The organism is Micromonospora sp. NPDC050187, assembly GCF_044459745.1.
GTDB lineage: Bacteria > Actinomycetota > Actinomycetes > Mycobacteriales > Micromonosporaceae > Micromonospora.
In genome coordinates, this window is the sequence record NZ_JBITJH010000005.1 from 24424 (window position 1) to 46736 (window position 22313).

22 protein-coding genes and 1 pseudogene are annotated in these 22313 nt (G+C 72.0%); 17 read left to right on the forward strand and 6 right to left on the reverse strand.

Annotation, left to right across the window (positions count from 1 at the left end; all coding sequences use genetic code 11):
- The first annotated feature begins 41 nt into the window (after positions 1-41).
- The 12 genes from ACIBJE_RS09735 to ACIBJE_RS09790 all read left to right on the forward strand — a co-directional run bounded on the left by ACIBJE_RS09735 (position 42) and on the right by ACIBJE_RS09790 (position 9125).
- Entirely contained in the window at positions 42-920 is an 879-nt protein-coding gene (locus tag ACIBJE_RS09735; protein ID WP_396745687.1) for a hypothetical protein, read from the forward strand.
- An 85-nt stretch (positions 921-1005) separates the two neighbouring features.
- The gene (locus tag ACIBJE_RS09740) at positions 1006-1644 is read left to right on the forward strand and encodes a DUF4178 domain-containing protein (protein ID WP_396745689.1); all 639 of its coding nucleotides are present in this window, start codon (positions 1006-1008) and stop codon (positions 1642-1644) included.
- Positions 1645-1646: 2 nt separating this feature from the next.
- Positions 1647-2171: a DUF2617 family protein gene (locus tag ACIBJE_RS09745; protein ID WP_396745692.1), complete on the forward strand. Its 525-nt coding sequence runs from the start codon at positions 1647-1649 to the stop codon at positions 2169-2171.
- Positions 2168-2593 (forward strand): DUF4247 domain-containing protein, encoded by a 426-nt coding sequence (locus ACIBJE_RS09750; RefSeq protein ID WP_396745695.1) that lies wholly within the window; start codon positions 2168-2170, stop codon positions 2591-2593. Before ACIBJE_RS09745 ends, ACIBJE_RS09750 begins: the two co-directional genes overlap by 4 nt.
- Before the next feature lie 128 nt (positions 2594-2721).
- Entirely contained in the window at positions 2722-3144 is a 423-nt protein-coding gene (locus ACIBJE_RS09755; RefSeq protein ID WP_396745698.1) for a DUF350 domain-containing protein, read from the forward strand.
- Positions 3144-3908, forward strand: coding sequence for a hypothetical protein (locus ACIBJE_RS09760; RefSeq protein ID WP_396745701.1), 765 nt, complete (start codon positions 3144-3146; stop codon positions 3906-3908). The genes ACIBJE_RS09755 and ACIBJE_RS09760 overlap by 1 nt, the downstream gene beginning before the upstream one ends.
- Entirely contained in the window at positions 3905-5473 is a 1569-nt protein-coding gene (locus tag ACIBJE_RS09765; protein ID WP_396745704.1) for a polyamine aminopropyltransferase, read from the forward strand. The genes ACIBJE_RS09760 and ACIBJE_RS09765 overlap by 4 nt, the downstream gene beginning before the upstream one ends.
- Positions 5474-5599: 126 nt before the next feature.
- The gene (locus ACIBJE_RS09770) at positions 5600-6469 is read left to right on the forward strand and encodes a hypothetical protein (protein WP_396745707.1); all 870 of its coding nucleotides are present in this window, start codon (positions 5600-5602) and stop codon (positions 6467-6469) included.
- A 73-nt stretch (positions 6470-6542) separates the two neighbouring features.
- Positions 6543-7151: a hypothetical protein gene (locus tag ACIBJE_RS09775; RefSeq protein WP_396745710.1), complete on the forward strand. Its 609-nt coding sequence runs from the start codon at positions 6543-6545 to the stop codon at positions 7149-7151.
- Positions 7152-7161: 10 nt separating this feature from the next.
- Complete coding sequence (locus ACIBJE_RS09780) at positions 7162-7986, forward strand: SDR family NAD(P)-dependent oxidoreductase (RefSeq protein ID WP_396745712.1); 825 nt, start codon at positions 7162-7164, stop codon at positions 7984-7986.
- A 165-nt stretch (positions 7987-8151) separates the two neighbouring features.
- Positions 8152-8691 carry an orotate phosphoribosyltransferase gene (gene pyrE / locus ACIBJE_RS09785; RefSeq protein ID WP_396745715.1) on the forward strand — a complete coding sequence of 180 codons (540 nt, stop codon included), beginning with the start codon at positions 8152-8154 and terminating at the stop codon, positions 8689-8691.
- Between the two features lie 56 nt (positions 8692-8747).
- On the forward strand, positions 8748-9125 hold the full coding sequence (locus ACIBJE_RS09790) for a helix-turn-helix transcriptional regulator (protein WP_076468717.1): 378 nt from the start codon (positions 8748-8750) through the stop codon (positions 9123-9125).
- A 1184-nt stretch (positions 9126-10309) separates the two neighbouring features.
- On the opposite strand, the pseudogene ACIBJE_RS09795 reads toward ACIBJE_RS09790, so the two are convergent.
- The 3 genes and pseudogenes from ACIBJE_RS09795 to ACIBJE_RS09805 form a co-directional block, all read right to left on the reverse strand.
- Positions 10310-11011 (reverse strand): annotated as a pseudogene (locus tag ACIBJE_RS09795) (DedA family protein); the annotation flags it as partial.
- A gap of 228 nt (positions 11012-11239) precedes the next feature.
- Complete coding sequence (locus ACIBJE_RS09800; protein WP_396745718.1) at positions 11240-12346, reverse strand: LPXTG cell wall anchor domain-containing protein; 1107 nt, start codon at positions 12344-12346, stop codon at positions 11240-11242.
- Positions 12347-12600: 254 nt separating this feature from the next.
- Positions 12601-12813 carry a hypothetical protein gene (locus tag ACIBJE_RS09805; protein WP_396745721.1) on the reverse strand — a complete coding sequence of 71 codons (213 nt, stop codon included), beginning with the start codon at positions 12811-12813 and terminating at the stop codon, positions 12601-12603.
- Between the two features lie 211 nt (positions 12814-13024).
- Between ACIBJE_RS09805 and ACIBJE_RS09810 the strand changes: the two genes are divergently transcribed.
- Positions 13025-13396, forward strand: coding sequence for a phage holin family protein (locus ACIBJE_RS09810; protein WP_396745724.1), 372 nt, complete (start codon positions 13025-13027; stop codon positions 13394-13396).
- A 188-nt stretch (positions 13397-13584) separates the two neighbouring features.
- On the forward strand, positions 13585-14610 hold the full coding sequence (fbaA, locus tag ACIBJE_RS09815; RefSeq protein WP_396745727.1) for a class II fructose-bisphosphate aldolase: 1026 nt from the start codon (positions 13585-13587) through the stop codon (positions 14608-14610).
- Between the two features lie 82 nt (positions 14611-14692).
- Here the strand turns inward: fbaA and ACIBJE_RS09820 are convergent, their stop codons facing one another.
- Positions 14693-15910, reverse strand: coding sequence for an LOG family protein (locus ACIBJE_RS09820; protein WP_396745730.1), 1218 nt, complete (start codon positions 15908-15910; stop codon positions 14693-14695).
- 264 nt (positions 15911-16174) lie between these two features.
- Between ACIBJE_RS09820 and ACIBJE_RS09825 the strand changes: the two genes are divergently transcribed.
- On the forward strand, positions 16175-16603 hold the full coding sequence (locus ACIBJE_RS09825) for a DUF3151 domain-containing protein (RefSeq protein ID WP_396745733.1): 429 nt from the start codon (positions 16175-16177) through the stop codon (positions 16601-16603).
- Positions 16604-16825: 222 nt separating this feature from the next.
- On the opposite strand, the gene ACIBJE_RS09830 is transcribed toward ACIBJE_RS09825, so the two are convergent.
- Both ACIBJE_RS09830 and ACIBJE_RS09835 read right to left on the reverse strand, forming a co-directional pair.
- Positions 16826-18484: a chromosome partitioning protein gene (locus ACIBJE_RS09830; protein WP_396746646.1), complete on the reverse strand. Its 1659-nt coding sequence runs from the start codon at positions 18482-18484 to the stop codon at positions 16826-16828.
- An 867-nt stretch (positions 18485-19351) separates the two neighbouring features.
- Entirely contained in the window at positions 19352-20368 is a 1017-nt protein-coding gene (locus ACIBJE_RS09835; RefSeq protein WP_396745736.1) for a hypothetical protein, read from the reverse strand.
- A gap of 125 nt (positions 20369-20493) precedes the next feature.
- Here ACIBJE_RS09835 and ACIBJE_RS09840 point away from each other — a divergent pair, with 125 nt between their 5' ends.
- Both ACIBJE_RS09840 and ACIBJE_RS09845 read left to right on the forward strand, forming a co-directional pair.
- The gene (locus tag ACIBJE_RS09840) at positions 20494-21783 is read left to right on the forward strand and encodes an adenylosuccinate synthase (protein WP_396746649.1); all 1290 of its coding nucleotides are present in this window, start codon (positions 20494-20496) and stop codon (positions 21781-21783) included.
- Between the two features lie 205 nt (positions 21784-21988).
- The coding region (locus tag ACIBJE_RS09845; protein ID WP_396745739.1) for a type IV toxin-antitoxin system AbiEi family antitoxin domain-containing protein at positions 21989-22313 on the forward strand (325 nt) is incomplete at its 3' end.

Genomic DNA, 22313 nt, shown 5'->3' on the forward strand with positions numbered 1-22313 from the left:
GTGGTGCCCGGGGAGGGATGGAACCCGTACCCTCCCCGGGCATGACCCCCTCCCCGGCCGAGCCGGTCCGACCGGCCCGGCCCACCGCCGTCACCGTCGCCTTCTGGCTGCAACTGGCGACCGTCGTCGTCCTGCTCGCGATGGTCGGCCTGACCGTGGCCGGGGCCGTGCAGTTCGACGGCCAGATCGACCGGGCGGCGGCGAGGGTGCCCGACGCCGACCCGGACGAGGTGAGCGGCGAGCGGTTCGGCAACCTGTTCATGACGGTGCTCGTCTGCCTGCCGGCCCTGGTGCTGGCGGGATGGCTCGCCGCCACCGCCCGGCCGGTGCTGCGGGGTGGCGGCACCGCCCGGGTCCTGGTCTTCGTGGCCGGCGGGGCGCAACTGCTGTGCTGCTTCGGCCAAGGATGCCTCGGCTTCGCCTTCCTGCCGTTCTTCCTGGCCGGCGACGAGTGGGTGGAGCCGACCACCGGCCCGGACGGGGAGCCGGTGTGGGAGGAGTCGGAGTTCTTCGAGACGCTCTACGGCGCCACCGACGTCAGCAGTGATGTGCTCGCCGCCGCCGGTGGCCTAGGTGGGGTCGTCGCGTTGCTGCTCACCCTGGCGGTGGTGCTGCTGCTCGCCCTGCCGCCGGGCAGCCGGTACTTCCGGCCCGACGAGGAACGCCCCCCGACGCAACCCGGCTCGTGGCCCTGGCCGGCCGCCCCGGTCGCGCTGCCCACGTACGCCGGGCCGCCGTCCGGACCGGCGAACCCGGTCGTCCCGCACTTCGTGCCGGTCGTGCCGCCGGGTCATCCGGTGCCTCCCGTGTACTACACCGTGCCGCCGGGGTACCTGATCTGCCCGGACCCGTCCCGCCACCTACCGCCGTCACAGTCCGAGGGCCCGCCGGAGACACCCCCGGCCACTCTCGGTAGCTGACCAATCGCTCGATGTCGCTGCTGTTTGCGCAGGTGCGTGCGGTTGTTACCGTCAGGCGCCGACGCGGACGAAAGGCGGGGTGAGGGTGAGCGGGACACTGGCGTACCTGTTGACGGCGGTTGGCTGCCTGGCCGGGGTGGCCGGGGTGGTCGTCGCCCTCGTCGCCCTGCGCCGGTCCCGGCAGCGTCCGACCGCTCCGACCGCGCCGACGGCCACCGACCCGTTCCGCGACCACGACGCCGACGCCCTGCGCGGCGACCCGCGTCGGCTGCGTCCCGGCGACCTCGTCGAGATCCGGCAGGTGACCTACGCGGTACGCGGCTCGCTGCACCTCACCGAGGGCGGCTGGAGCTGGGACGAGCACCTGCTGGACACCGCGGACGGGACCAAGCGCTGGCTCTCCGTGGAGGAGGACCCGGACCTGGAGCTGGTGCTCTGGACCGCCGAGCCGGCCGCCACGGTCACCCCCGGCCCGCCCACCGTCGACTTCGACGGCCGGCGGTACCGCAGCGACGAGTCGGGCAAGGCCCGCTGGACCGCCACCGGCACCACCGGGCTCGCCCCCACCGGCAGCGTCCGGTACCACGACTACACGGCGCCCGGCGAGGCCCGGCTCTCCTTCGAGAAGTACGGCGACGCCGACTGGGAGGTGGCCCGGGGCGAGCTGCTGCGCCGGCCCGAGGTGATGGTCTACCCGCAGGCCGGCCCGGAGAAGGTGGGCTGAGCATGCTGGTCAGCCTCGATGCGCCGTACGTCGACACCAGCGCCGCCGACCTCAGCCTGGCTCTCGGCGGCCCGGAACTGCCCGCCCTGTACGTGCTCGACCTCGACCTGCCCGGCGGGCCGCGGATCCGGCTGCGCCTGCTCGGCGCGTCCCATCAGGTGCTCCTGGGCGGGTCCGCGCCGGACGGCACACCCGGTCCGGTGGTGCTGGCCGAGACGGTCGCCTGCCTGCCGGGGCGGCGACCGGACCTGCCGAGTACGGTGCACCAGCCGGCGGAGGGCTACTCGTTCACCGCGACGGTGCTCAGCCCGGAGCCGGGCGGGCTGAGCAGCCGGGTCGCCGCTCTCCGTGCCGACCTGGCCGACGACCCGCGTGCCCTGGTCGGCGTCTTCCCCGGTGACCCGGACGCGGTGACCGCCCTGGCGGTCGTTCCAGATCCGGCATCGGACACGGTGCGCTGGCGCACCTGGCACGCGTACCCGCAGACCAATGAGCTGGTCCTGACCGAAACGGTGGTGACACTGTGACGTATCGACGGTGGTTCGTGGTCGGCGCGGCCTTCGCCGTGATCGGCGTACTGGTCGCCGCCTTCGCGATCTTCTACGGCAACTTCTCGCCCCGGGGCTACGTCGAGGACCGGTACACCCGGGCCACCAGCCAGGACATCGGCCGGGACGCGATCGCGTACACCTCCACCAAACGGCCGAGCGAGGTGGCGGACGAGGTGACCGACGCCTGGAAGCCGGCCGACCAGTACGTCGACGGCAGCGGGGTCTACCTGCGCTACGACGACGACTCGGTGGTCATCCTGCCGGTGGCGGCCGGGTCGCTGATCCTGCTCGAACGCGTCTCCACCGCCTATCCCCGTTACCACTCGACGGTGGGCAACAGCTGGGGCTGGGGACGTGGCAGCAGCGTCCGTGGCGGCGGCCCGGGCAGCGGCAAGTGATCCCTCCGCCGGTCCACCCGCCCGGCTGACCGTAACGCCGCTGGTGTGCCGGCGGCCCGCGATCTCACTGTCGCCGCTTCGGCAGCGGCGGTGACCGACGACAAACCCCTCATCCTCGGAGTCCCACCGTGCAGACCCTCGTCACCGATCTGCTGGTCACCCTCGCCTACGGGGTGGTCGGCGTCGTCCTCATGGGCATCGGCTACGTCCTCGTCGACGTGGCCACCCCCGGCCGGCTCAACGAACTGATCTGGACGCAGCGCAACCGGAACGCCGCGCTGCTGCTCGCCTCCAACCTGGCCGGCGTCGGCATCACCGTGGTCGCCGCCATCGTCGCCAGCGAGGACGACTTCGTCCTCGGCATCGTCGGCGCCGCCTCGTACGGGGTCCTCGGCCTGGTCATCATGGCTGCCGCGTTCGTCCTGCTGGACGTGGCGACGCCCGGCAAGCTCGGCGAGATCCTGGTCGACCCGCAGCCGCACCCCGCCGTCTGGGTCAGCTCCGTCATCCACCTCGCCACCGGCGCGATCATCGCCGCCGCGATCAGCTGATGTCCCGTCCGAAGCCCGCGAAGAAGGGGTCGTCGACCGCGGCGGCCGTCTGGACGGTGGTGGTCACCGTCGTGGTGGTCGCCGCGTGCGTGCTGCCCGCCGTCCTCAACCGGGGCTCCAGCGACGTCGTTCCCCCGCCCACCGCCACCGAGCGGGACGACACCGTGGCCGTGCTCAAGCGGGCCACCGAGGCCCAGGACATCTGCTACGGCTGGGTGCTGGAGGAGCTGAGCCGCACGGTCAGCGTGGGGTCGAACCTCGGTGTGGACACGCCGGTCGACGACCCCCGGTGCCTCCGCTGGGTCCAGGTCGTGGCGGACGTGTACTGGCCGTCGGACAGCAGCGAGTCCAACGACTCCGCCACCATCTACCTCGAGAGTTCCAGCGACTTCGACCGCACGGACCTCATCCTGCTGCAGCGGGGCCTGGAGCGGTTCGGACTGGACGACAAGGCATTCATCGACGAACCCGGCTGGGCGACCACCCGGGCCGCGGTCGTCCTGCCGCTGCTGCTGGCCGAGCGGGGCCTGGCCGACCCGGCCCCGGTGACCACTGCCGCCCCGGACGCGGCGGCGCCGTCGTTGCCGGACACCAGCAGCGACATCTGGCGGGACCGCTGGGGGTACTTCGCCGCCGTCGCCGGCCTGCTCCTGATCACCGCGCTCCTGTTCACCGTCGGCTTCGTGCAGCGTCGCAAGGAGCGGCGGACGACCGCGCAGGCCATGGCGGGGATGAGCGTCCGGCACAACCGGAAGAGGCCGTGAGCACCGAGGCACCGGAACGCCCGCGCTGGCGACTGGCCCGCGCGGCCGTCCTGGTCGCGGTCTTCGTCTGCGCGGCTTGCGGTCTGGTCTACGAGCTGGCCCTGGTCGCGTTGGGCAGCTACCTGATCGGCGACACCGTCGGTCAGGCGTCCATCGTGCTCGGTGTGATGGTGTTCGCGATGGGCGTGGGCGCGCTCGCCGCGAAGCCGCTCCAGTCCCGGGCCGCCGCCGCGTTCGCCCTGGTCGAGCTGATCCTGGCGCTGCTCGGCGGGCTCTCGGTGCTCGGCCTCTACGCGGCCTTCGCCTGGCTGGACCTGTACGGTCCGGCCCTGGTCGGCACCGCGTTCGTGCTCGGGCTGCTGATCGGTGCGGAGATCCCGCTGCTGATGGTGCTGCTGCAACGGATCCGGGAACAGTCCGCCGGCAGCGCGGTGGCCGACCTGTTCGCCGCCGACTACGTCGGCGCGCTGCTCGGCGGGCTCGCCTTCCCGTTCCTGCTGATCCCGGTCTTCGGGCAGCTCAAGGGGGCGCTCGTGGTCGGCGCGGTGAACGCCGTGGCCGGCGTGGCCCTGGTGGTCACGGTCTTCCGGCGGGAGCTGAGCCGCCGGGCGTACGTCGCGATCACCGCCGGGTCGGTCGTGGTCGCGCTCTGCCTGTCCTACGCCTGGATCACCGCCCGGGACTTCGAGCTGACCGCCCGGCAGCAGCTCTACCGGGACCCGGTGGTGCACGCCGAGCGCAGCCGCTACCAGGAGATCGTGCTGACCCGGTCCGTGACCGAGGCCGGCCACCAGACCTCCGACCTGCGCCTCTACCTCAACGGCGACCTCCAGTTCAGCTCCGTCGACGAGCACCGCTACCACGAGGCGCTGGTGCATCCGGCGCTGGACGGTCCACGCGGCGAGGTGCTGGTGCTCGGCGCCGGGGACGGGCTGGCCGTACGGGAACTGCTGCGTTACCCGGACGTGCGCCGGGTGACCGTGGTCGACCTGGATCCGGCCGTGGTGGCGCTGGCCCGCACCGAGCCGCAGCTGCGCCGGCTCAACGACGACGCCTTCGCCGACCCCCGGGTACACGTGGTGCACGCCGACGCGTTCGGCTGGCTGCGGACCGCCGGGGAACGCTTCGACGTGGTGGTGGCGGACCTACCCGACCCGGACGAGACGGCCACCGCGAAGCTCTACACCGTCGAGTTCTACTCGCTGGTGCACGCGGTGCTCGCCGACACGGGACGACTGGTGGTGCAGTCCGGATCGCCGTACTTCGCACCCCGGTCGTACTGGTCGATCGAGGCGTCGGTCCGGGCGGCCGGCTTCGCCACCCGGCCGTACCACGTGGACGTTCCGTCGTTCGGCGACTGGGGGTTCGTGCTGGCCGCCCCCGGCCCGACCCCGCCCCCGCTGGAGCTGCCCGCCGACGTGCCGTCGCTGCGCTTCCTGGACACCGGCACGCTCGCCGCGGCCGGGAACTTCCCCGCCGACCGGCGCCGGGTCGACGTGCCCGCTTCCACCCTGCTCCATCCGAAGGTGCTGGAGTACGCCCGCGCGGAGTGGCGCGGCTACTGACCGGATTGCGGGTGTGCGCGACTGGGTAGGGCACGTCGAGCGTCGCCCGGCGGGTCCGTCCCGTCCGTCCCGTACGGCTGGCGGAATGCCGTTACGGTGTGGTGGCGATCCAAGGGAAGGAGAGTCGTGGCCGAAACCCACAGCACCCCGGCCCGGGTGCGCCCGGGCAGCGTGACGATATCCAGCTACCTGTTGATCCTGGTGGCCGTCATCCAGGTGATCAACCTGATCCTCACCCTCGCCACCCTCGGCGACACCCGTCGAGTGCTGGAGGAGGCGTACCGCGACAGCTCGGTCAACGGTATGGACGCGGTCGCCGACTTCGCCACCGTCGTCGCCGTCGGGGCGGGCATCGTCACCCTGCTCCTGGCGGTGGGGCTGGTGGTGCTGGCCATGCTCAACAACCGGGGGAAGAACGGTGCCCGGATCACCACCTGGGTGGTCGGCGGGATCCTGCTCTGTTGCAGCGGCGGCACCCTGGTCAGCGGCGCGGCCGGCTCGGTCAGCGGTCCGGTCGGCGGTTCCAGCGCCGACATGCCGAGCCAGGAGGAGATCGCGCGCCGGCTGGAGGAGGTTCTGCCGTCCTGGTACTACCCGGTCAGCAACCTGGTCAACGTGGTCGCGGTGCTCGCGCTGATCGCCGCCCTGGTGCTGCTGGCCCTGCCCGCGTCGAACCAGTTCTTCCGCAAGCAGCAGCCGGCCTGGGAGCCCCCGGTTCCCGGCGCCTACCCCGGCTACCCGTCGGCGGGGACGCCGGGCTACCCGCCCCAGGGTCAGCCGGGCTACCCGCCCGCCCCGGGCTATCCGGGGCAGACCCCCTCGGGCCAGCCGGGCTACCCGCCGACCCCGGGCTACCCGGGGCAGACCCCGTCCGGTGAGCCGGGTTACCCGCCGCCCTCGGGTACCGGCCAGCCGGAACAGCCGCCGGCCGGCGGATCCGGTGGCCCCTCCGGCGAACAGAACCCGCCAGGTGACCGGCCGCCGTCGGCAAGCTGACCGCCGATAAGCGGGACGTACGACGATCCCTCCGAGTAGGTTGCAACGCGACGCCTACCCGGAGGGATCGCTCGTGTCGGAACAGCCGCCCCGACGGCCGCCCGTGGTCAGGTTCGCCGCCGGGCTGCTCGTCACCATGGCGACCGTCGGGGGCGCGTACGCGGTCGCCGGTCTGTTGACCCTGGACGGCACGGTCGCGCGGTTTCGATCCGCCACCACGGACGCTCCCGACCGGGGCGCGGTCGACGGTGTGGTGACGCTGGTGCGGACGGCCACCGTGCTGACCGCGGTGCTCGCGGTGGCGGTCGGCGCGCTGCTCGTGGCGCTCGCCCTCGGCCTGCTCGCCGGGCGCGCCGGGGTGCGGGTGGCGGCCTGGGTCGTCTGCGGACTCGGCCTCCTCGCCGGCTGCGGTGCGCTGGCTCTCGTGTTCGTGCAGCGGTCCACCCCGTTCCGGCTGGACGCCGACGAACGCACCGCCGCCGTGCTGCTGAACGCCCTCACCGACGCCTATCCGAACGGGTGGATCGCGCTCAACGCGGGGCTTTCGGTCGGTCAGGCGCTCGGTTACCTTGTGGTAGCCGTGCTGCTGGCCCTGCCGTCGGTGAACGCTCACCACCGGCAGCGGCCGGTGTCCCGGCCCGCGCCACGACAGTTTCCCGCCCACCCCGTGCCGCCCAGATGAGGATCCGCCCGTGCCCGCGACGCCCGATCCGGTTGCCCCCGGCCGTACCGACCTGCTCGCGGTGGTCACCGGGGCGACAGCCGGCATCGGGGCGGCATTCGCCCGGCGGCTGGCCCGGGACGGGTACGACCTCGTCCTGGTCGCCCGGGACGCGGAACGGCTCAGCGGGTTCGCCGCCGAGCTGACCGAGCGGCACGGCCGGACGGTGGAGACCCTGCCGGCCGATCTCTCCACAGAGGACGGCTGCATCGCCGTGGAGCGGCGACTGACCGAGGGCCGCCCGGTCGACCTGCTGGTCAACAACGCCGGGATCGCGCTCACCCGGTCCTTCCTGCGGACCACCGTCGAAGACGAGGCCCGGCTGCTGCGGCTGAACGTCACTTCGGTGATGCGGCTGACCCACGCGGTGCTGCCGACGATGATCGCCCGACGCCAGGGCGCAGTGATTAATGTCTCTTCCGTGGCGGGTTTCGGTGCGCTCGAGGCTGGCTCGACCTACTCCGCGACGAAGGCCTGGGTGACCAACTTCAGCGAGTCGGTGGGGCAAGCCGCCCGTCCCAACGGCGTGCGGGTGATGGCTCTCTGTCCGGGGTTCACCCGCACCGAGTTCCACCAGCGGGCCGGCATCGACATCTCGTCGATGCCCGGTTGGATCTGGCTCGACGCCGACGCGGTCATCGACGAGGGCCTACGCGACCTGCGGAAAGGTCGACTGGTGAGCGTTCCCGACTGGAAGTACAAGCTGGCGGTGGTGGCGTTGCGGCACACCCCGCAGCGGCTGCTGCACCGGCTCACCCGGAGCACCAAGGTCCTCGTTGGACGCGGCGGCCGCTGACCGGAGCCGACCCGGGCGGAACAGGCACAACCGGCCGGTGGTCACCTGGAACCGCAGGGTCGTCGCGCAGAGTAAGTGAACATCGCCACTCGTCGTCGCCCACAGGGCTGACGGGGGGTGGACCCAACCCACGGCTCCCAGACTTGAGCAGTACCCTTGTGCGCCATGGGGGACCGCGACGACCTGCGTAAATTCATCTCCGACCTGGCCGTGGTCCATGGGCGGGTGGTGCTCTCCTCGGGGCGCGAGGCAGATTGGTACGTCGATCTGCGTCGCGTCACGCTCCATCACCAGGCCGCTCCGTTGGTGGGGCGCGTCCTGCTGGATCTCACCGCCGACTGGGAGTTCGACGCGGTTGGTGGCCTGACCCTGGGCGCCGACCCGGTCGCTCTGTCGATGCTGCACGCCGCAGCGGCGACGGAACGATCGCTCGACGCCTTCGTCGTGCGCAAGGAAGGTAAGGCGCACGGGCTCCAACGCCGCATCGAAGGGCCTGAAGTATCCGGGCGCCGGGTATTGGCGGTCGAAGATACCTCAACGACCGGTGGGAGTGTACTCACCGCAGTTGAAGCGTTACGTGAGGCGGGGGCCGAGGTCGTCGGAGTAGCGGTTATTGTTGATCGAGGCGCCGGTGACGTCGTGCAAGCAGCCGGACTGGCCTACCGGGCGGCCTATACGTTGGCTGACCTCGGCCTTGTGGCCTAAAAGTTTGCCGATTCGGATTGCGGATATGCAGGCGTTTCGATGCTGCTGGTGGAAGGATGGAAAACGTGGGAACTGCGTTGGCTGAAATGACTATGCCTCAGATCTCGCCGCTTGCCGGCGAGCCGATCGAACGTGCCGATGCCGAGCGGCTGGCGGGGGTCCTCAAGGCCCTCGCCGACCCCGCGCGGCTGCGGCTGCTCAGCCTGATCCAGTCGGCACCCGAGGGCGAGGCGTGCGTCTGCGACCTGACCGCGCCCCTCGGCCTCTCGCAGCCGACGGTCAGCCACCACCTGCGTATCCTCACCGAGGCCGGCTTGCTGGAGCGGGAGAAGCGCGGCGTGTGGGCGTACTACCGGCTGGTGCCGACCGCGATCGCCACGATCGCTGACCTGTTGACCCCGCCCCGTAAGCGCGCCACCAAGAAGGCTCGCTGACCGTTCCGGTCGTCTGGTGTCGCTCCTGAGGGAGGGACACCAGACAGCCGGGAGGGTTCGACCGGTGCGGTACCGACCGGCCGTCGGAACTCGGCGGCCGTCGTCGGAATGCCCGCCGCCGGTCGGGACGGTCCCCGGCCACCCGTAACGAACGGGTGTGCCCGACGGGCCGACGTCCCGACCGGCTCGCGCGGCCTGCTCCGTGCGCTGTGCGGGTGCGCCCCGACCGAGCGGGCGCGGCCTGCGTTCTTGCGCGGTTCAGAGTGCTTACCCCCCCGACTCGCGTGACGGCGTGGTTCGGGGTGCTTGCCCGCTGGCTCGCGTGACCGACTCTTCTGCGCGCGGCCTGGGGTGCTTGCCCGCTGGCTCGCGTGACCGCGCTGCCGTGGGCGGCGTTCCCGTGCGCCAGGGTTCACTGACGGGCGGCAACCGGTCCGGAGCGCCTGGCGTCCAGGTGGCGCGGACTCAGTGGCGCGAACTCGCCCGGGCCGCAGCGCGGCAGCCAACTGACCTGATCCGGGAGCCGGGCCTCACCGGTGGCCGTTCCCGGTGCCGGCCGCTACGGCGCGACTCCGGGAACGGCCGTACGCCGCTCAGTGGCGGCCGTACTGCTGACCGCCGTGGTGGGGCTGGCCGCCGTAGGGCGGCGGTGCCGGCCGGTCCTCGTACGACTGCCCGTGGCTCGGGGGCTGCTCGTCGCGGTAGGACTGCTCGCTGCCGTAGGGCTGACCGGTCCACCGCTGCTCGTCACCGTAGGACCGGGTGGTGTCGTAGGACTGCGGGCTCCCGCCGTATCCCGGCTGCCCGCCCCCGTAGGGCTGCTGCGCGCCGTACCCGGGTCGAGGGCTGTCGTACCCGGACTGCGGGCCACCGTGGTACTGCTCCTGCCCGCCGTACGACGCGCCGCCGTAGGGCTGCTGACCACCGCCCTGGTACGGCTGGTCGCTCTGGTACTGCCCGCCCCGGTACGGTTCGCCACCCTGGTGCGGCTGGCCACCGTAGGGCTGCGGGTCCTCCGGGTACGCCTGACCGCCCTGCTGCTGGCCGCTCCCGTAGACCTGACCGCCCCGCTGCTGCTGCGCGCCGCCGTGGACCTGACCGCTGCCCGGCTGGGACCGGTCACCGTACGGCTGCGCGCCCTCGGCCGGATACGGCTGCCCGCCGTACGGCGACCGCTGGTCCGCGTAGTGCTCGCGGGTCTCCCGGATGGCCTCCTCGGCGGCGGCCTTCTCCTCGGAGGTGGTGCCCCGCTTCGCCGCCAGGCGCGCCCGGAGCAGCTCGATGACGATCGGGACCACCGAGAGCACCACGATGCCGATCAGGATCATCTCGATGTTCGCCTTGACGAACGGGATCTGCCCGAGGAAGTAGCCGAGCACGGTGACCCCGGTGCCCCAGAGGATGCCGCCGACCACGTTGTAGATCACGAAGGTGCGGTAGTCCATCCGGCTGACCCCGGCCACGATCGGGGTGAAGGTCCGCACGATCGGCACGAACCGGGCCAGCACGATCGAGCGGGCGCCGTACTTCTCGAAGAACTCGTGTGCCTTGAGGACGTTCTCCTGCTTGAACAGCTTGGAGTTGGGCCGGCGGAAGAGCGCCGGCCCGACCTTGCGCCCGAAGGCGTAGCCGACCTGGTCACCGGCGATCGCCGAGAGGGTGATCAACAGGCAGACCAGCCACAGTGGGTAGGTGATGTACTTGCCGTCGGCGGTGAGCAGTCCGGCGGTGAACAGCAGCGAGTCGCCCGGCAGGAAGAAGCCGATCAGCAGGCCGGACTCGGCGAAGACGATGGCCAGGATGCCGAGCAACCCGAACGTCGAAATCAACCACTCCGGGTCGAGCCATTCCGGCCCCAGGGCCAGGGTGGTGGTGGGTGTCGGCACGAGGTGACCTCCGGGATCTGCCAGTTGGGGGTGGCGAACACGCCACCGGCGACGGCTCCGGTAAGTCTAGGTGGCCTCCGACGGTCCCCGGTGCTCGACGTCACAGGCCCGCCGGACGGCGGCCGACGTCGGCCACGCCCATGGCACCGGCACCCGATGCCGGTGCGGAGACGACGGTGCCCCACCGACCCGACAAGGTCGGTGGGGCACCGGTGGCGCGCTGGGGGATCAGGCCACGAACCGGGTCCGGCGACGACGGGCCAGGGCGAAGCCACCGACGCCCACGGCGAGCAGGAGCCCGCCGGCGCCGGCGATCAGGCCGGTCTGGGCGCCGGTGATGGGCAGACCGCCGCCATCCCCGTCTTCGCCTCCGCCGCCTTCGCCGCCCGCCGCGTTCACCAGGATCTCGGCGGTGTCGTTCGCCGGCTTCAGGTCGTCGTCGAAGCCGCCACACGGGCACGGCACGTTCACCTCGACCTTGCCCTCGGCGTTGGCCAGGACCTCGTCGATGCGGAGCGTGAACTCGTAGGTCTCCTCCTCGCCGGCGATGCTGCGGATGCTGGAGTAGCAGTGATAGCTGCTCCCGCCCGCCTCGCCGGGCTGGCCGAGCCCCTCACCCTTGATCGGCTGGCACGACCGGGACGCGCTGATCACCGTCGTACCCGGCGGTACGTCCACCCGCAGGTAGGTGATCGATGCGCCAGACGGGTCGTTCAGCGTCGCCGGGCCGTTGTTGCGGAAGCCGACGTTCGCGGTGACCTCGTCGCCGGCCGCTCCGGTCAGCTTGTCGCCGACGGCCGCCAGGTCGGTGCCGTTCGAGCCGGTCACGGTGACCGCGTAGGAGGACCAGTTGTTCTCGGGGTCGGTGTCGACCTGCGAAGCGCGTGCCCTGTCGTCGACCGCCAGGGTCAGCTCGGGACCGGTGCCCGGCGTGCCGGGGGAGACGCCGACGTGCTCCAGGTACTTGGCGAAGTCCTCGTACTCGGCGCTGGTCATCCAGCTGACGCCAGCGGCGACGCGGCCCGGGGCGTAGGTGTCCCTGCCGAGCACGAAGTCGACCGAGGCCCGGTAGCTGGTGCCGGGGGCCAGTTCCTGGTCGAAGCGGCAGGTGCGCAACTCGTCGCCCTCGTAGGTGCAGTTGCGGTACTTCTCGCCGGCACGCAGCGCGTAGTCACCGGAGAAGATCACGGTGCTGCCCGTCACGGTGGTGGCACCGGCGTTGCGGGCGATCAGCGGCAGGGTGAACGCCTCGCCGGGCCGCGCGGAGAGTTCGGTCCTCGTGCCGCCGGCCAGGTCCACCCCCTCGCCGACCCGAATTCTGGATTCCCGGGTCACCGGGTCCACGCCGGCCGCGGAGAAGGTGACCTTCAGCGTGCCGGCGGCGTCGTCGGTCCCGTCGGTCGCGGCGATCTCGACCGGGAAGAGACCGCCGAGGCTCCTCCCGTGGACTGACCGTTGGGTCGTTGTGGAGCGTAGGTGCCCACAGATGTCCAGAGGTGCCCGCCGGGCGAGACCGAGCCGAACGGATGAACGAGATCAGTTCGTCGTGCCGATTCGCGGCGTCGGACGAGGCGGAAGTGCCGCTGAACTCAGCGGTAGTCGTCCTCGTCCACGGTGACCACGCGGGACTGCTCCACCGCGTCCCAGTCCGCGACCTCCAGGCCACGGTGCGGCTCCGTGTCGCCGTCGACCGGACCGGCCGCCGTCGCCTGTTCGACGGCGTCGGCGGGTGGGGCCTCGGGATCCCGCTCGTCGGGGGTGAGGTGGTCGCCGGGGGCGAACTCCTCGTCGGGCTGACCCATCGTCCCTCCTTCGCGTCGTGCCGGCTCTACTTCCACACCGTACGGGCTGACACTCCTGCCCACGGGCGAGCCGTCCCAAACAATCGCCACCGCTGTCAGCGCGTTTCGACGGCTGCCCGCCGGTCCCCGGCGGGCAGCCTCCCTGCCGGCCGTCGGTGCGGAGTCGGCGGTTGGCCCACCCGGGGGCGACGCCCGGTGCCAGGATGGGACCGTGGGCTTCCTGATCCGCCTCGTCACCAGCGCGGTGGCGCTCTGGGTCGCCACCCTGATCGTGCCCGGCGTCGAGGTGGGCGGCCGGTCCGGTGTGAACAGCGCGTTGACCCTGCTCGTGGTGGCGCTGATCTTCGGTCTGGTCAACGCGGTGCTCAAGCCGGTCATCCAGATCGTGGGCTGCGTGTTCTACCTGCTGACCCTGGGCCTGTTCGCGCTGGTCGTCAACGCGCTGCTCTTCCTGCTGACGGACTGGATCGCCGGCCGGCTCGACCTGCCGTTCCAGGTGGACGGGTTCTGGCCGGCCTTCTGGGGAGCGATCGTGGTGGCGGTGGTCAGCTGGCTGATCAGCATTGTCGTCCGGGAGCGGTGAGCGGTGCCACCGCCCGGTGCGACGGTGGGCCGTGGGACGGGACAGGTCCGACGATCCGGGCGCCTTCCGGGTCGGTTGTGTCCGCACCGGCCGGCTACGGGATACTTTCCGCGGAGGACAGCGCGGTCTCGCAGCCATGGAAGACAGTCGGCCGACACGGCCGAGAGCGGTAGTTAGGAGCGTTTGACATGCCCATCGCTTCCCCTGAGGTCTACGCGGAGATGCTGGACCGCGCCAAGGCCGGTCGGTACGCGTACCCCGCCATCAACGTCACGTCCTCGCAGACCCTCAACGCCGCGCTGAAGGGCTTCGCCGACGCGGGGAGCGACGGCATCATCCAGGTCTCGACCGGTGGCGCCGAGTACCTCTCCGGGCCGACCGTCAAGGACATGGTCACCGGTGCCGCCGCGTTCGCCGCGTACGCCCGCGAGGTGGCGAAGAACTACCCAGTCAACATCGCCCTGCACACCGACCACTGCCCGAAGGAGAAGCTGGACAAGTTCGTCCGGCCGCTGATGGCGATCTCCAAGGAGCGGGTGGCCCGGGGCGAGGAGCCGCTGTTCCAGTCGCACATGTGGGACGGCTCCGCCGTGCCGGTGGCGGAGAACCTGGAGATCGCCGAGCAGCTCCTCGCCGACGCCGCCCAGGGCAAGATCGTCCTGGAGATCGAGGTCGGCGTGGTCGGCGGCGAGGAGGACGGCGTCGAGAACGCCATCAACGACAAGCTCTACACCACCGTCGAGGACGGCCTGGCCATGGTCGAGGCGCTCGGCCTCGGCGAGAAGGGCCGCTACATGGCGGCGCTGACCTTCGGCAACGTGCACGGCGTCTACAAGCCGGGCAACGTCAAGCTGCGCCCCGAGGTGCTGAAGAACATCCAGGAGGCGGTCGGCGCCAAGTACGGCAAGGAGAAGCCGCTCAGCCTGGTGTTCCACGGCGGCTCCGGCTCGCTGCTCTCCGAGATCCGCGAGGCGCTCGACTACGGCGTGGTCAAGATGAACATCGACACCGACACGCAGTACACCTTCACCCGCCCGGTCGCCGACCACATGTTCCGCAACTACGACGGCGTCCTGAAGGTCGACGGCGAGGTCGGCAACAAGAAGCTGTACGACCCGCGGGTCTGGGGCAAGGCCGCCGAGGCCGGCATGGCCGCCCGGGTCGTCGAGGCCTGCGAGCACCTCCGCTCGACGGGCACCACGCTCGCCAAGTAGCCGGACCAGGCTCGCTCCGTTTGGTGGTAGCAGGGGTCCCTTGTTACTCGTTTTCGAGTAACAAGGGACCCCTGCACACACCTCAGGCGGGAGCGCCGATCAGGGCGCGGGCCGCCTCGGCGACGTCGTCGGTGAGGTGGATGGTGCCGGAGAGGTCCCCGAACGGCGACGCGGCCAGCAGCGGACGCAGCAACGCCTCCACCGGCAGCTCCCGGGTCCAGTACTCCCGGTCCAGGAAGACGTAAGCCCCGCTGGCCCCGTCGGTGCCGTAGAACGTCTTCGTCGCCGCCTGGAAGACCTCCTGCACGGTGCCGGCCCGCCCCGGCGCGAAGACGATCCCGCCCCGCGCTAGCCGCAGGATGGTGTCCTCCCGGATTGCGTTCGAGAAGTACTTCGCGATCTTCCCGGCGAAGAGGTTCGCCGGCTCGTGCCCGTACAGCCAGGTGGGAATGGCCAACCCACCGGTGCGGGCCCAGTCCAGGCTGGAGAGTTCGCCCGGCGAGCAGGGCAGCCCCTCGGTCGGTGCGTACCGCGCTCGCACGTCCAGCGCCACGGCGGTGTACCGGTCGTGGTCGGTGAAGTCCGGCGCGGTGGCGAGCAGGTCGATCGCCGTCGCCAACGTCTCCGCCGGGTGGGAGGCGAGGTACGCGCCGAGGTTCGCCGCCTCCATCACCCCCGGGCCGCCGCCGGTCACGATCAGCCGGTCGGCCCGCGCCAGCTCCCAGCCGAGCATCGCCGCCATCCGGTACGGCACACTGCCACGGGCCACCGCGTGTCCGCCCATGACGCCCACCACCGACTGTGGGCCGTGCGTGGCGAGCCAGGCACGGGTGGCGTCCGCCAGCGCGTTGTCCACGCCATGGTCGTGCAGTCGTTGGCCGAGTGCCTCCTTCACGTCCGGCAACGCGCCACCGTGTGCCCGGAAGTGCTCGTACACCCGGGTGTCGTACATGGTGGCGAAGCCGCCCTCGGCGAAGCCGGCGGCCAGTTCCTCCGGGGTGTAGAGGTGCGACGGCTGGGTCGGATAGGGCAACCCGGAGAAGGGCGGCACCACGTTCGCGCCGCGCCGGACCAGGTCCGCGCCGATCTCGCGGGAGGCGAACCGGCAGCCGACGAAGAGCGTCCCGGCGACGTCCGTGCCGGTCAGATCGGGTACGGGGGTGAGGTCGAGGCGGAGTCCCTGCACGGTCAGCCCGGCCAGGCTGCCGGTGGCGAGCCGCCGGTCGAAGGCGGTGCGGGTCTCGATCTCGTCGGGGGCGGTGTGCGGCTCGATGACGTCCGCGGGTGGTGGGGTCGGCACGAGATCATCGTGCCCAGCCCGGTCAACCGGCCAAACCACCCGGTGCCACCACCCGGTGTCGCCACCTGCACCGGCGAGAGCCCGGCGACCAGGGTCACCGGGCTCTCGTGAAACCGGTTCCTGGGGAGGCTCCGGAACATCATTTGTAGCCGAGGTGAACACTGGTCGACATGGGCCACAGGCGTGGCCGCGACTCAGCCGTTCAGCCGACGACCTGGCCGGACCCCCTCGCGAGCCGGTCGGCGAAGCGGGTTGAATGAGACGATGCAGAACCTCTTGCCGGAGCCGCCGGCCACTCTCCTGTCCGTACACGACGAGGCTGACACCGCGCTGGCCGACGCTCGCCAGGCGGACACCGACGAGGCGTACTTCGAGGTGGCCGCCCGATTCCCGACCTACAGCGCGGGCTGGGCCACGCTGGCCACCCGGGCACTCGCGCAGGGCCAGGTCGTCCCGGCGTACGCGTTCGCCCGGACCGGTTACCACCGGGGCCTGGACCAGCTCCGTCGCAACGGATGGCGCGGGCACGGCCCGGTGCCGTGGTCGCACGAGCCGAACCGGGGCTTCCTCCGCTGCCTGTACGTGCTCTCCAGGGCGGCCGACGAGATCGGCGAGGCGGACGAGGCGGCCCGCTGCGCCCAGTTCCTCCGCGACTGCGACCCGGCCGCCGGCGACGCCCTCGCCAGCGACTGAGGCGGTAGCAGAGGTCCCCTGCTACCGCTTCTTGAGTAGCAGGGGACCCCTGCACGCACCTGACGGCACCCCACGCACCCGAGCACTCGCCGCCCCACGCCCCGAGCACTCCACGCACATGACGCACGCCTGAGCACCTGGCGGCAGCCCACGGGCCACACGGCACCTGGGGCATCCCGAGGGGTCTGGGTACCTCGGGTGGGGCGGACGGATGCTGGTCGCTCAGAGCCCTTCGGCGACCGCGGCTGCGATCTTCAACCAGGCGTCCCGGGTCGCCGAGGAGAGCTGCCCGTACCGGATCGGCTCGCCGGTGTCGATCAACCGCTCGTACGGCGCGAGCAGCACCGCCCTGGTCCGGGCCGCGAAGTGCTCCTGGATCGCCGGAAGGTCGATCTCCTTCCGGGACGGCGGCATCGACACCACCGTCACCGCCTGCCGTACCAGCCGCTGCCGCCCGCTCTGCTCCAGGTGGTCGAGCATCCGCGCGGCGGTCTCCGCCGAGTCGTTCCGGGCGGACATGGTGACCACCAGTTGGTCGGTCGCGTCCATCGCGGCCTGCCAGTTCTGCGCCCGGACGTTGTTACCGGTGTCCACGAAGATCAGCTTGTAGAACCGGCTCACCACGTCCCGGATCTCGGCGAACGCCGAGGCGGTCAGCATCTCGCCACCGGTCGCCGACTCGTCCGAGGCCAGTACGTCGAACATTCCCTCGCCCTGCGAGCGGACGTACTGCGACAGGTCGCCCACCCGCCCGTGCGCGCCCTGGAACTGGGCGAGATCACGCAGCATGTCCCGGACCGTCCGGGAGTGGAAGTCCTGCTGGGCCCGCATGCCCAGAGTGCCCTGGGTCTCGTTGTTGTCCCAGGCCAGGACGTAGCCACCGCGCTTCTGGCCGAAGGTCATCGCGAGCAGCAGGATTGCCACTGTCTTGCCGGCACCGCCCTTCGGGTTGACCACCGTCACCTGACGGAGGCCGCCGAAGTTGCGGCGGACCATCTCGATGTCGTGCTTGACCTCCTGCTCGTGCCGCCCCGGCGGAAGCTTGACCAGTCCCAGGGTCGTCCGGTTCAGCACGGCCCGCACGCCCATGGTCGCCACCGGGTCGGCGGGCCGGGCCTGCCGTCGCCGGGCGAAGTCCTCGGCGGTCGGTGTCGCTCCGTCCGACCAGAGCGGTTCCGAGTAACTCGCGGGTGCGGTCGGCACCCGGGGCGGGACCGGCTCCGCCGTCACCCCGCCCGGCTCACCGGGAGACGGGTACTGCTGGCCGTCCGATGCCGCCGGGCCCGGGGCGGCAGTGGTTGCCCAACCGCCGCTCGCGGGCCAGCCCGGAGGCATCGGAGCGACCGGAGGCGGCGGAGCGGCCGGCAGCGGTGCCCAGCCGGACAGAGACGCACCGCCGGCCGGTGCGAAGGCGGGGTCATCGTTGCCCGGGTACGCCCCGCCAGGCGGACCGACCTGCTCGTTCGTCCAGGTAGCGACCCCCGGTCCGGCCTGCTCACCGACGCGGTCCGGCCCACCGTCGGGGTGGTGCACGTTCGGCGGAAGATTCGGCGGCGCCTCGGCCGGCCGCGACTCGGGCACGAAACCCGTGGCGGGCCTGCCCTCACGCGCCGGTTCACCATCGTCCATCGGCAGGCGGCCGCCGGCTGTCGCACTGCCACCGTCGGCCGGCGGCGCGTCGTCGGGCATGGCGGGGTCGCCGCCGGGCGGGAACGAGCCCCCGCTGACCGGCGGCGACGGCAACGGATACCAGCCGGGGACGCTGCCGTCGTCGGCCTGCTGCTGACGCGTTACCGGCGGCTGGACCGCGACCGGCGTGCCGGGCGACCGCTGCGGCGGGTACGCCCACGGTGAGTCCGCCTGCGGTCGGGACGCGGACACCGGGCGGGTCGTGTCGGAGCCGCCGTCGGTGGTGACCGGCGGCGGGGCGCCGGCGGCCGTGGCGTCGCCGTCAGCGACAGCAGGAACGGCCGGTTCGTGGGCCACCGGCGGGTCGAGGCTGAACGGAGCGGCGAGATCGATCTCTTCGGCCGCTCCCGGTCGCACTCCGGCGACCGTCGCTTCCCCGTCCGGACCGAGGCTCGCCGGGCTGCTGGCCGCCGTTGCACCGCGCGGGCCGTCGTGTGCCAGTCCGTCAGCCGCCGTTGCGCCGGGCGCCTGGTTGCCGCCCGGACCGTCGGTCGCTGCTCCGTCCGCGCCGCTGACCGCCGGGCCGCTGACCGCCGCGCCGCTGTTCGGAGTGCCGCTCGCTGCCCGGGGCGGAGTGCCGTGCGCTCCATCGATCGGAGTGCCGTGCGCTCCATCGGCCGGAGTGCTGTCGTCCGCTGCACCGGTCGGACCGCCGTCGGGCGGGGCCGTGCCGAGCGGGGTACGGGTCGACGGTGGAACCGGGGACCAGCCGGGATGTCCGTCCGGTGCCCACGCCGTCGGATCGTCCGCCGGCGTGACATCACCGGTCGTCGTCGGACGTGTCGGCCGGGAGGCCGGTCCTGGAACTGCCCCATCGGCTACCGGAGCCGCCGGAGCCGGCGGCGCCCAGTGCGGGGTGGAAGTCCATGTCGCCGGATCGGTGTCGGGCCGGACCGGACCCGGCGGCCAGAGCGGCTCGATGTCCCGCTCGGGGACCGGTCCCCTCTGCTGACCCGGCAGACGGACCCGGTCGGCGTTCTCGTGCACCACGGTTCCTCCCCCTGTCCTCGTGCCGAGGATAGGCCCTGAAAGTCGCCCATCCAGCGCCGAACCGGGCGGTCAGGCCGTGTAGACCGCCCATGCTCCCGGCTCGATCCACCAGGACCGCTTCCGGTTCAGCTCGCCCTCGACCCCGTCGTCGAGATACGGCACCCGCTCGTCCCGGGGTACGACGGCGACCGCTCGGCCCCGGGCCCGGCGTACCTCGAACCGGACCCGCTTCCTGCCCAACAGGGTGCGGGCCACCACGGGAACGGCCACCGCCACCTCGACCACGCCGTCGGTCGGGTCCGGGTCGGTGAGCAGGGGGAGGCCGTCGAGTCGGGCATACCCGCCGGCGTTGCCGATCGCGCAGGCCAGCAGGGGATCGTCACCGGAGGTGAGGACGGCGTCGTCGACCTCCACCCGTCCCCGCCAGTAGAGCGGTCGGCCGGACTCGTCCGAGGCTCCCAGCAGCGCCCCGTCCAGGGTCACCGAGCCGCCGTCGTTGCGCAGCAGGTCGAGGCGGCGTGCCGGACCGTCCAGCACCGCGGCGGCCACCGCCGCCGGCTCCCGGGGCAGCCCGAGTCGCGCCGCGAGGTCACGCTGTGTCGCGGCCCGTGCCGGGTCGAGCGGCAGGACGCCGACCGGGGGCAGATCCGGCACCGTACGGTTGCCGGCCAGGTCGGCGGGGCGGCGGCTGGGCGGTGGAGCGTACCGGCGGACGAGTCGGCGCACGACGGCGCGCAACTGGGCGTCACTGGCCGTGGCGACGACCAGCCGGGTCTTGGAGTCCGGGTCGGGCCAGGTGAGGCCGTCGGGCCGGGCTGGGGCGTCGAGTCGGGCCAGCACCTCGTCGATCTCGGCGTCCGAGCGGGCGGTGACCGCCTCCGTCCGGGCGCCCCGTTCGGTCAGCGCGTCCGCGCAGGCCAGCACCGGTACGCGCGGTGTCTCGCAGCGTTCGGCGGCCTCCGGTGCGCAGTGTTCGGCCGGTTCGGTACCGGTCTTCCCGCCGGCTCCGCAGCAGCCGCCACCGCTACCGCACGCCCCGGCGGCGTCACGCTCCGAGCCGAGGGTGAGTAGCACCACGTCGTACACGGAAGAGGGCCTCCTGCCTCGTCACGCAGCCCCTGCCGGCTGCGCCTCCACCACTTGTTAGCCTGACACCTCGGGCTCGCCACGCGGTCGCCACCTGGCACCCGAGCCCCCTGGAGGCGGTGAAGATGCCAGCGATCGTGCTCCTCGGTGCTCAGTGGGGCGACGAGGGCAAGGGCAAGGTTACCGACCTGCTGGGCGAGCGGGTCGACTACGTCGTGCGCTACTCGGGCGGCAACAACGCCGGCCACACGGTGATCACGCCCGACGGCCAGAAGTACGCCCTGCACCTGATGCCCTCCGGCGCTCTCTCGCCGAGCGCGATGATCGTGATCGGCAACGGCGTGGTGGTCGATCCGAAGGTGCTGCTCGGTGAGATCGACGGCCTGGCCGAGCGGGGTGTCGATGTCTCCCGTCTGCGGATCTCCGGCGACGCGCACCTGATCATGCCGCACCACCGGGCGCTGGACCGGGTGGTCGAGCGGTACCTCGGCTCGTCCCGGATCGGCACCACCGGCCGGGGCATCGGCCCGGCGTACGGCGACAAGGTCGCCCGGATGGGCATCCGCCTTCAGGACCTGCTCGACCCGGGCATCCTGCGCAAGAAGCTCGAACTGGCCCTGCGCGAGAAGAACCAGATCCTGTTCAAGGTCTACAACCGCAAGGCGATCGACGTCGAGGCCACCGTCGAGGAGTACCTCGCGTACGCCGAGCGGCTGCGTCCGTACATCGCCGAGACCCGGGTGATGCTCTGGGACGCCCTGGACCGGGGCGAGACGGTGCTGCTGGAGGGTGCCCAGGCCACCATGCTCGACATGGACCACGGCACGTACCCCTTCGTGACCTCGTCGAACCCGACGGCCGGTGGGGCGTGCGTCGGCGCCGGTATCCCGCCGACCGCCATCAACAAGGTGATCGCGGTCAGCAAGGCGTACACCACCCGGGTCGGCTCCGGTCCGTTCCCGACCGAACTCTTCGACGACAACGGCCAGCACCTGCGCAAGGTCGGCCACGAGTACGGCACCACGACCGGCCGCGAGCGGCGGTGCGGCTGGTTCGACGCGGTGGTCGCCCGGTACGCCTGCCGCCTCAACGGCGTCACCGACCTGGTCGTCACCAAGCTGGATGTGCTCACCGGCCTGCCGAAGGTGCCGATCTGCGTCGGGTACGAGATCAACGGCAAGCGGTACGACGACATGCCGATGACGCAGACCGACTTCCACCACGCGACTCCGGTCTACGAGGAGCTCGATGGCTGGTGGGAGGACATCACCAAGGCCCGGACCGAGGACGAGCTGCCGGAGAACGCCCGCCGCTACATCGCCCGGATCGAGGAACTCTGCGGCACCCGGGTCAGCGTGGTCGGCGTCGGCCCCGGCCGCGAGGAGAACGTCCACCGCCACCCCCTCCTCCCCTAACCCCACTGCCCCACCCGGCCTGGCCCCCGCCGGCCTGGCCCCCGCCGGCTCGCCCCGTTGATCAAGAAGTTCGCGTCACCGGAATAGCCGGATCCTGACGCGAACTTCTTGATCAACGGGAGAGACGGAAGGGGGAGGGCCGGGTTATCCACAGGGTTGTCCACAGGGGGTGAAGCTGTGGGCAGCGGCGGTGCAGGGTGGCGACGTGACTCCGTTCGCGCTTCTCCGACACCTCGCCGCCGCCCAGGGCGGGATCGTCACGGCCGCCCAGGCGCTCGGTGCGGGACTGGGCCGGGACGAGATCCGGCAGCTGTGTCGGTCCGGTAGGTGGCTGCGCCTGGCCCGTGGCTGTTATCTGCCCGTCCCCGCCCTGGCCGCCAGGGAGCCAGGCATGGCCGCCGCCAGGGAATCAGGCGCGGCCGCCGGGGCGTCGGGCATGGCCGCCGCCAGGGAATCAGGCGCGGCCGCCGGGGCGTCGGGCATGGCCGCCGCCAGGGAATCAGGCGCGGCCGCCGGGGCGTCGGGCATGG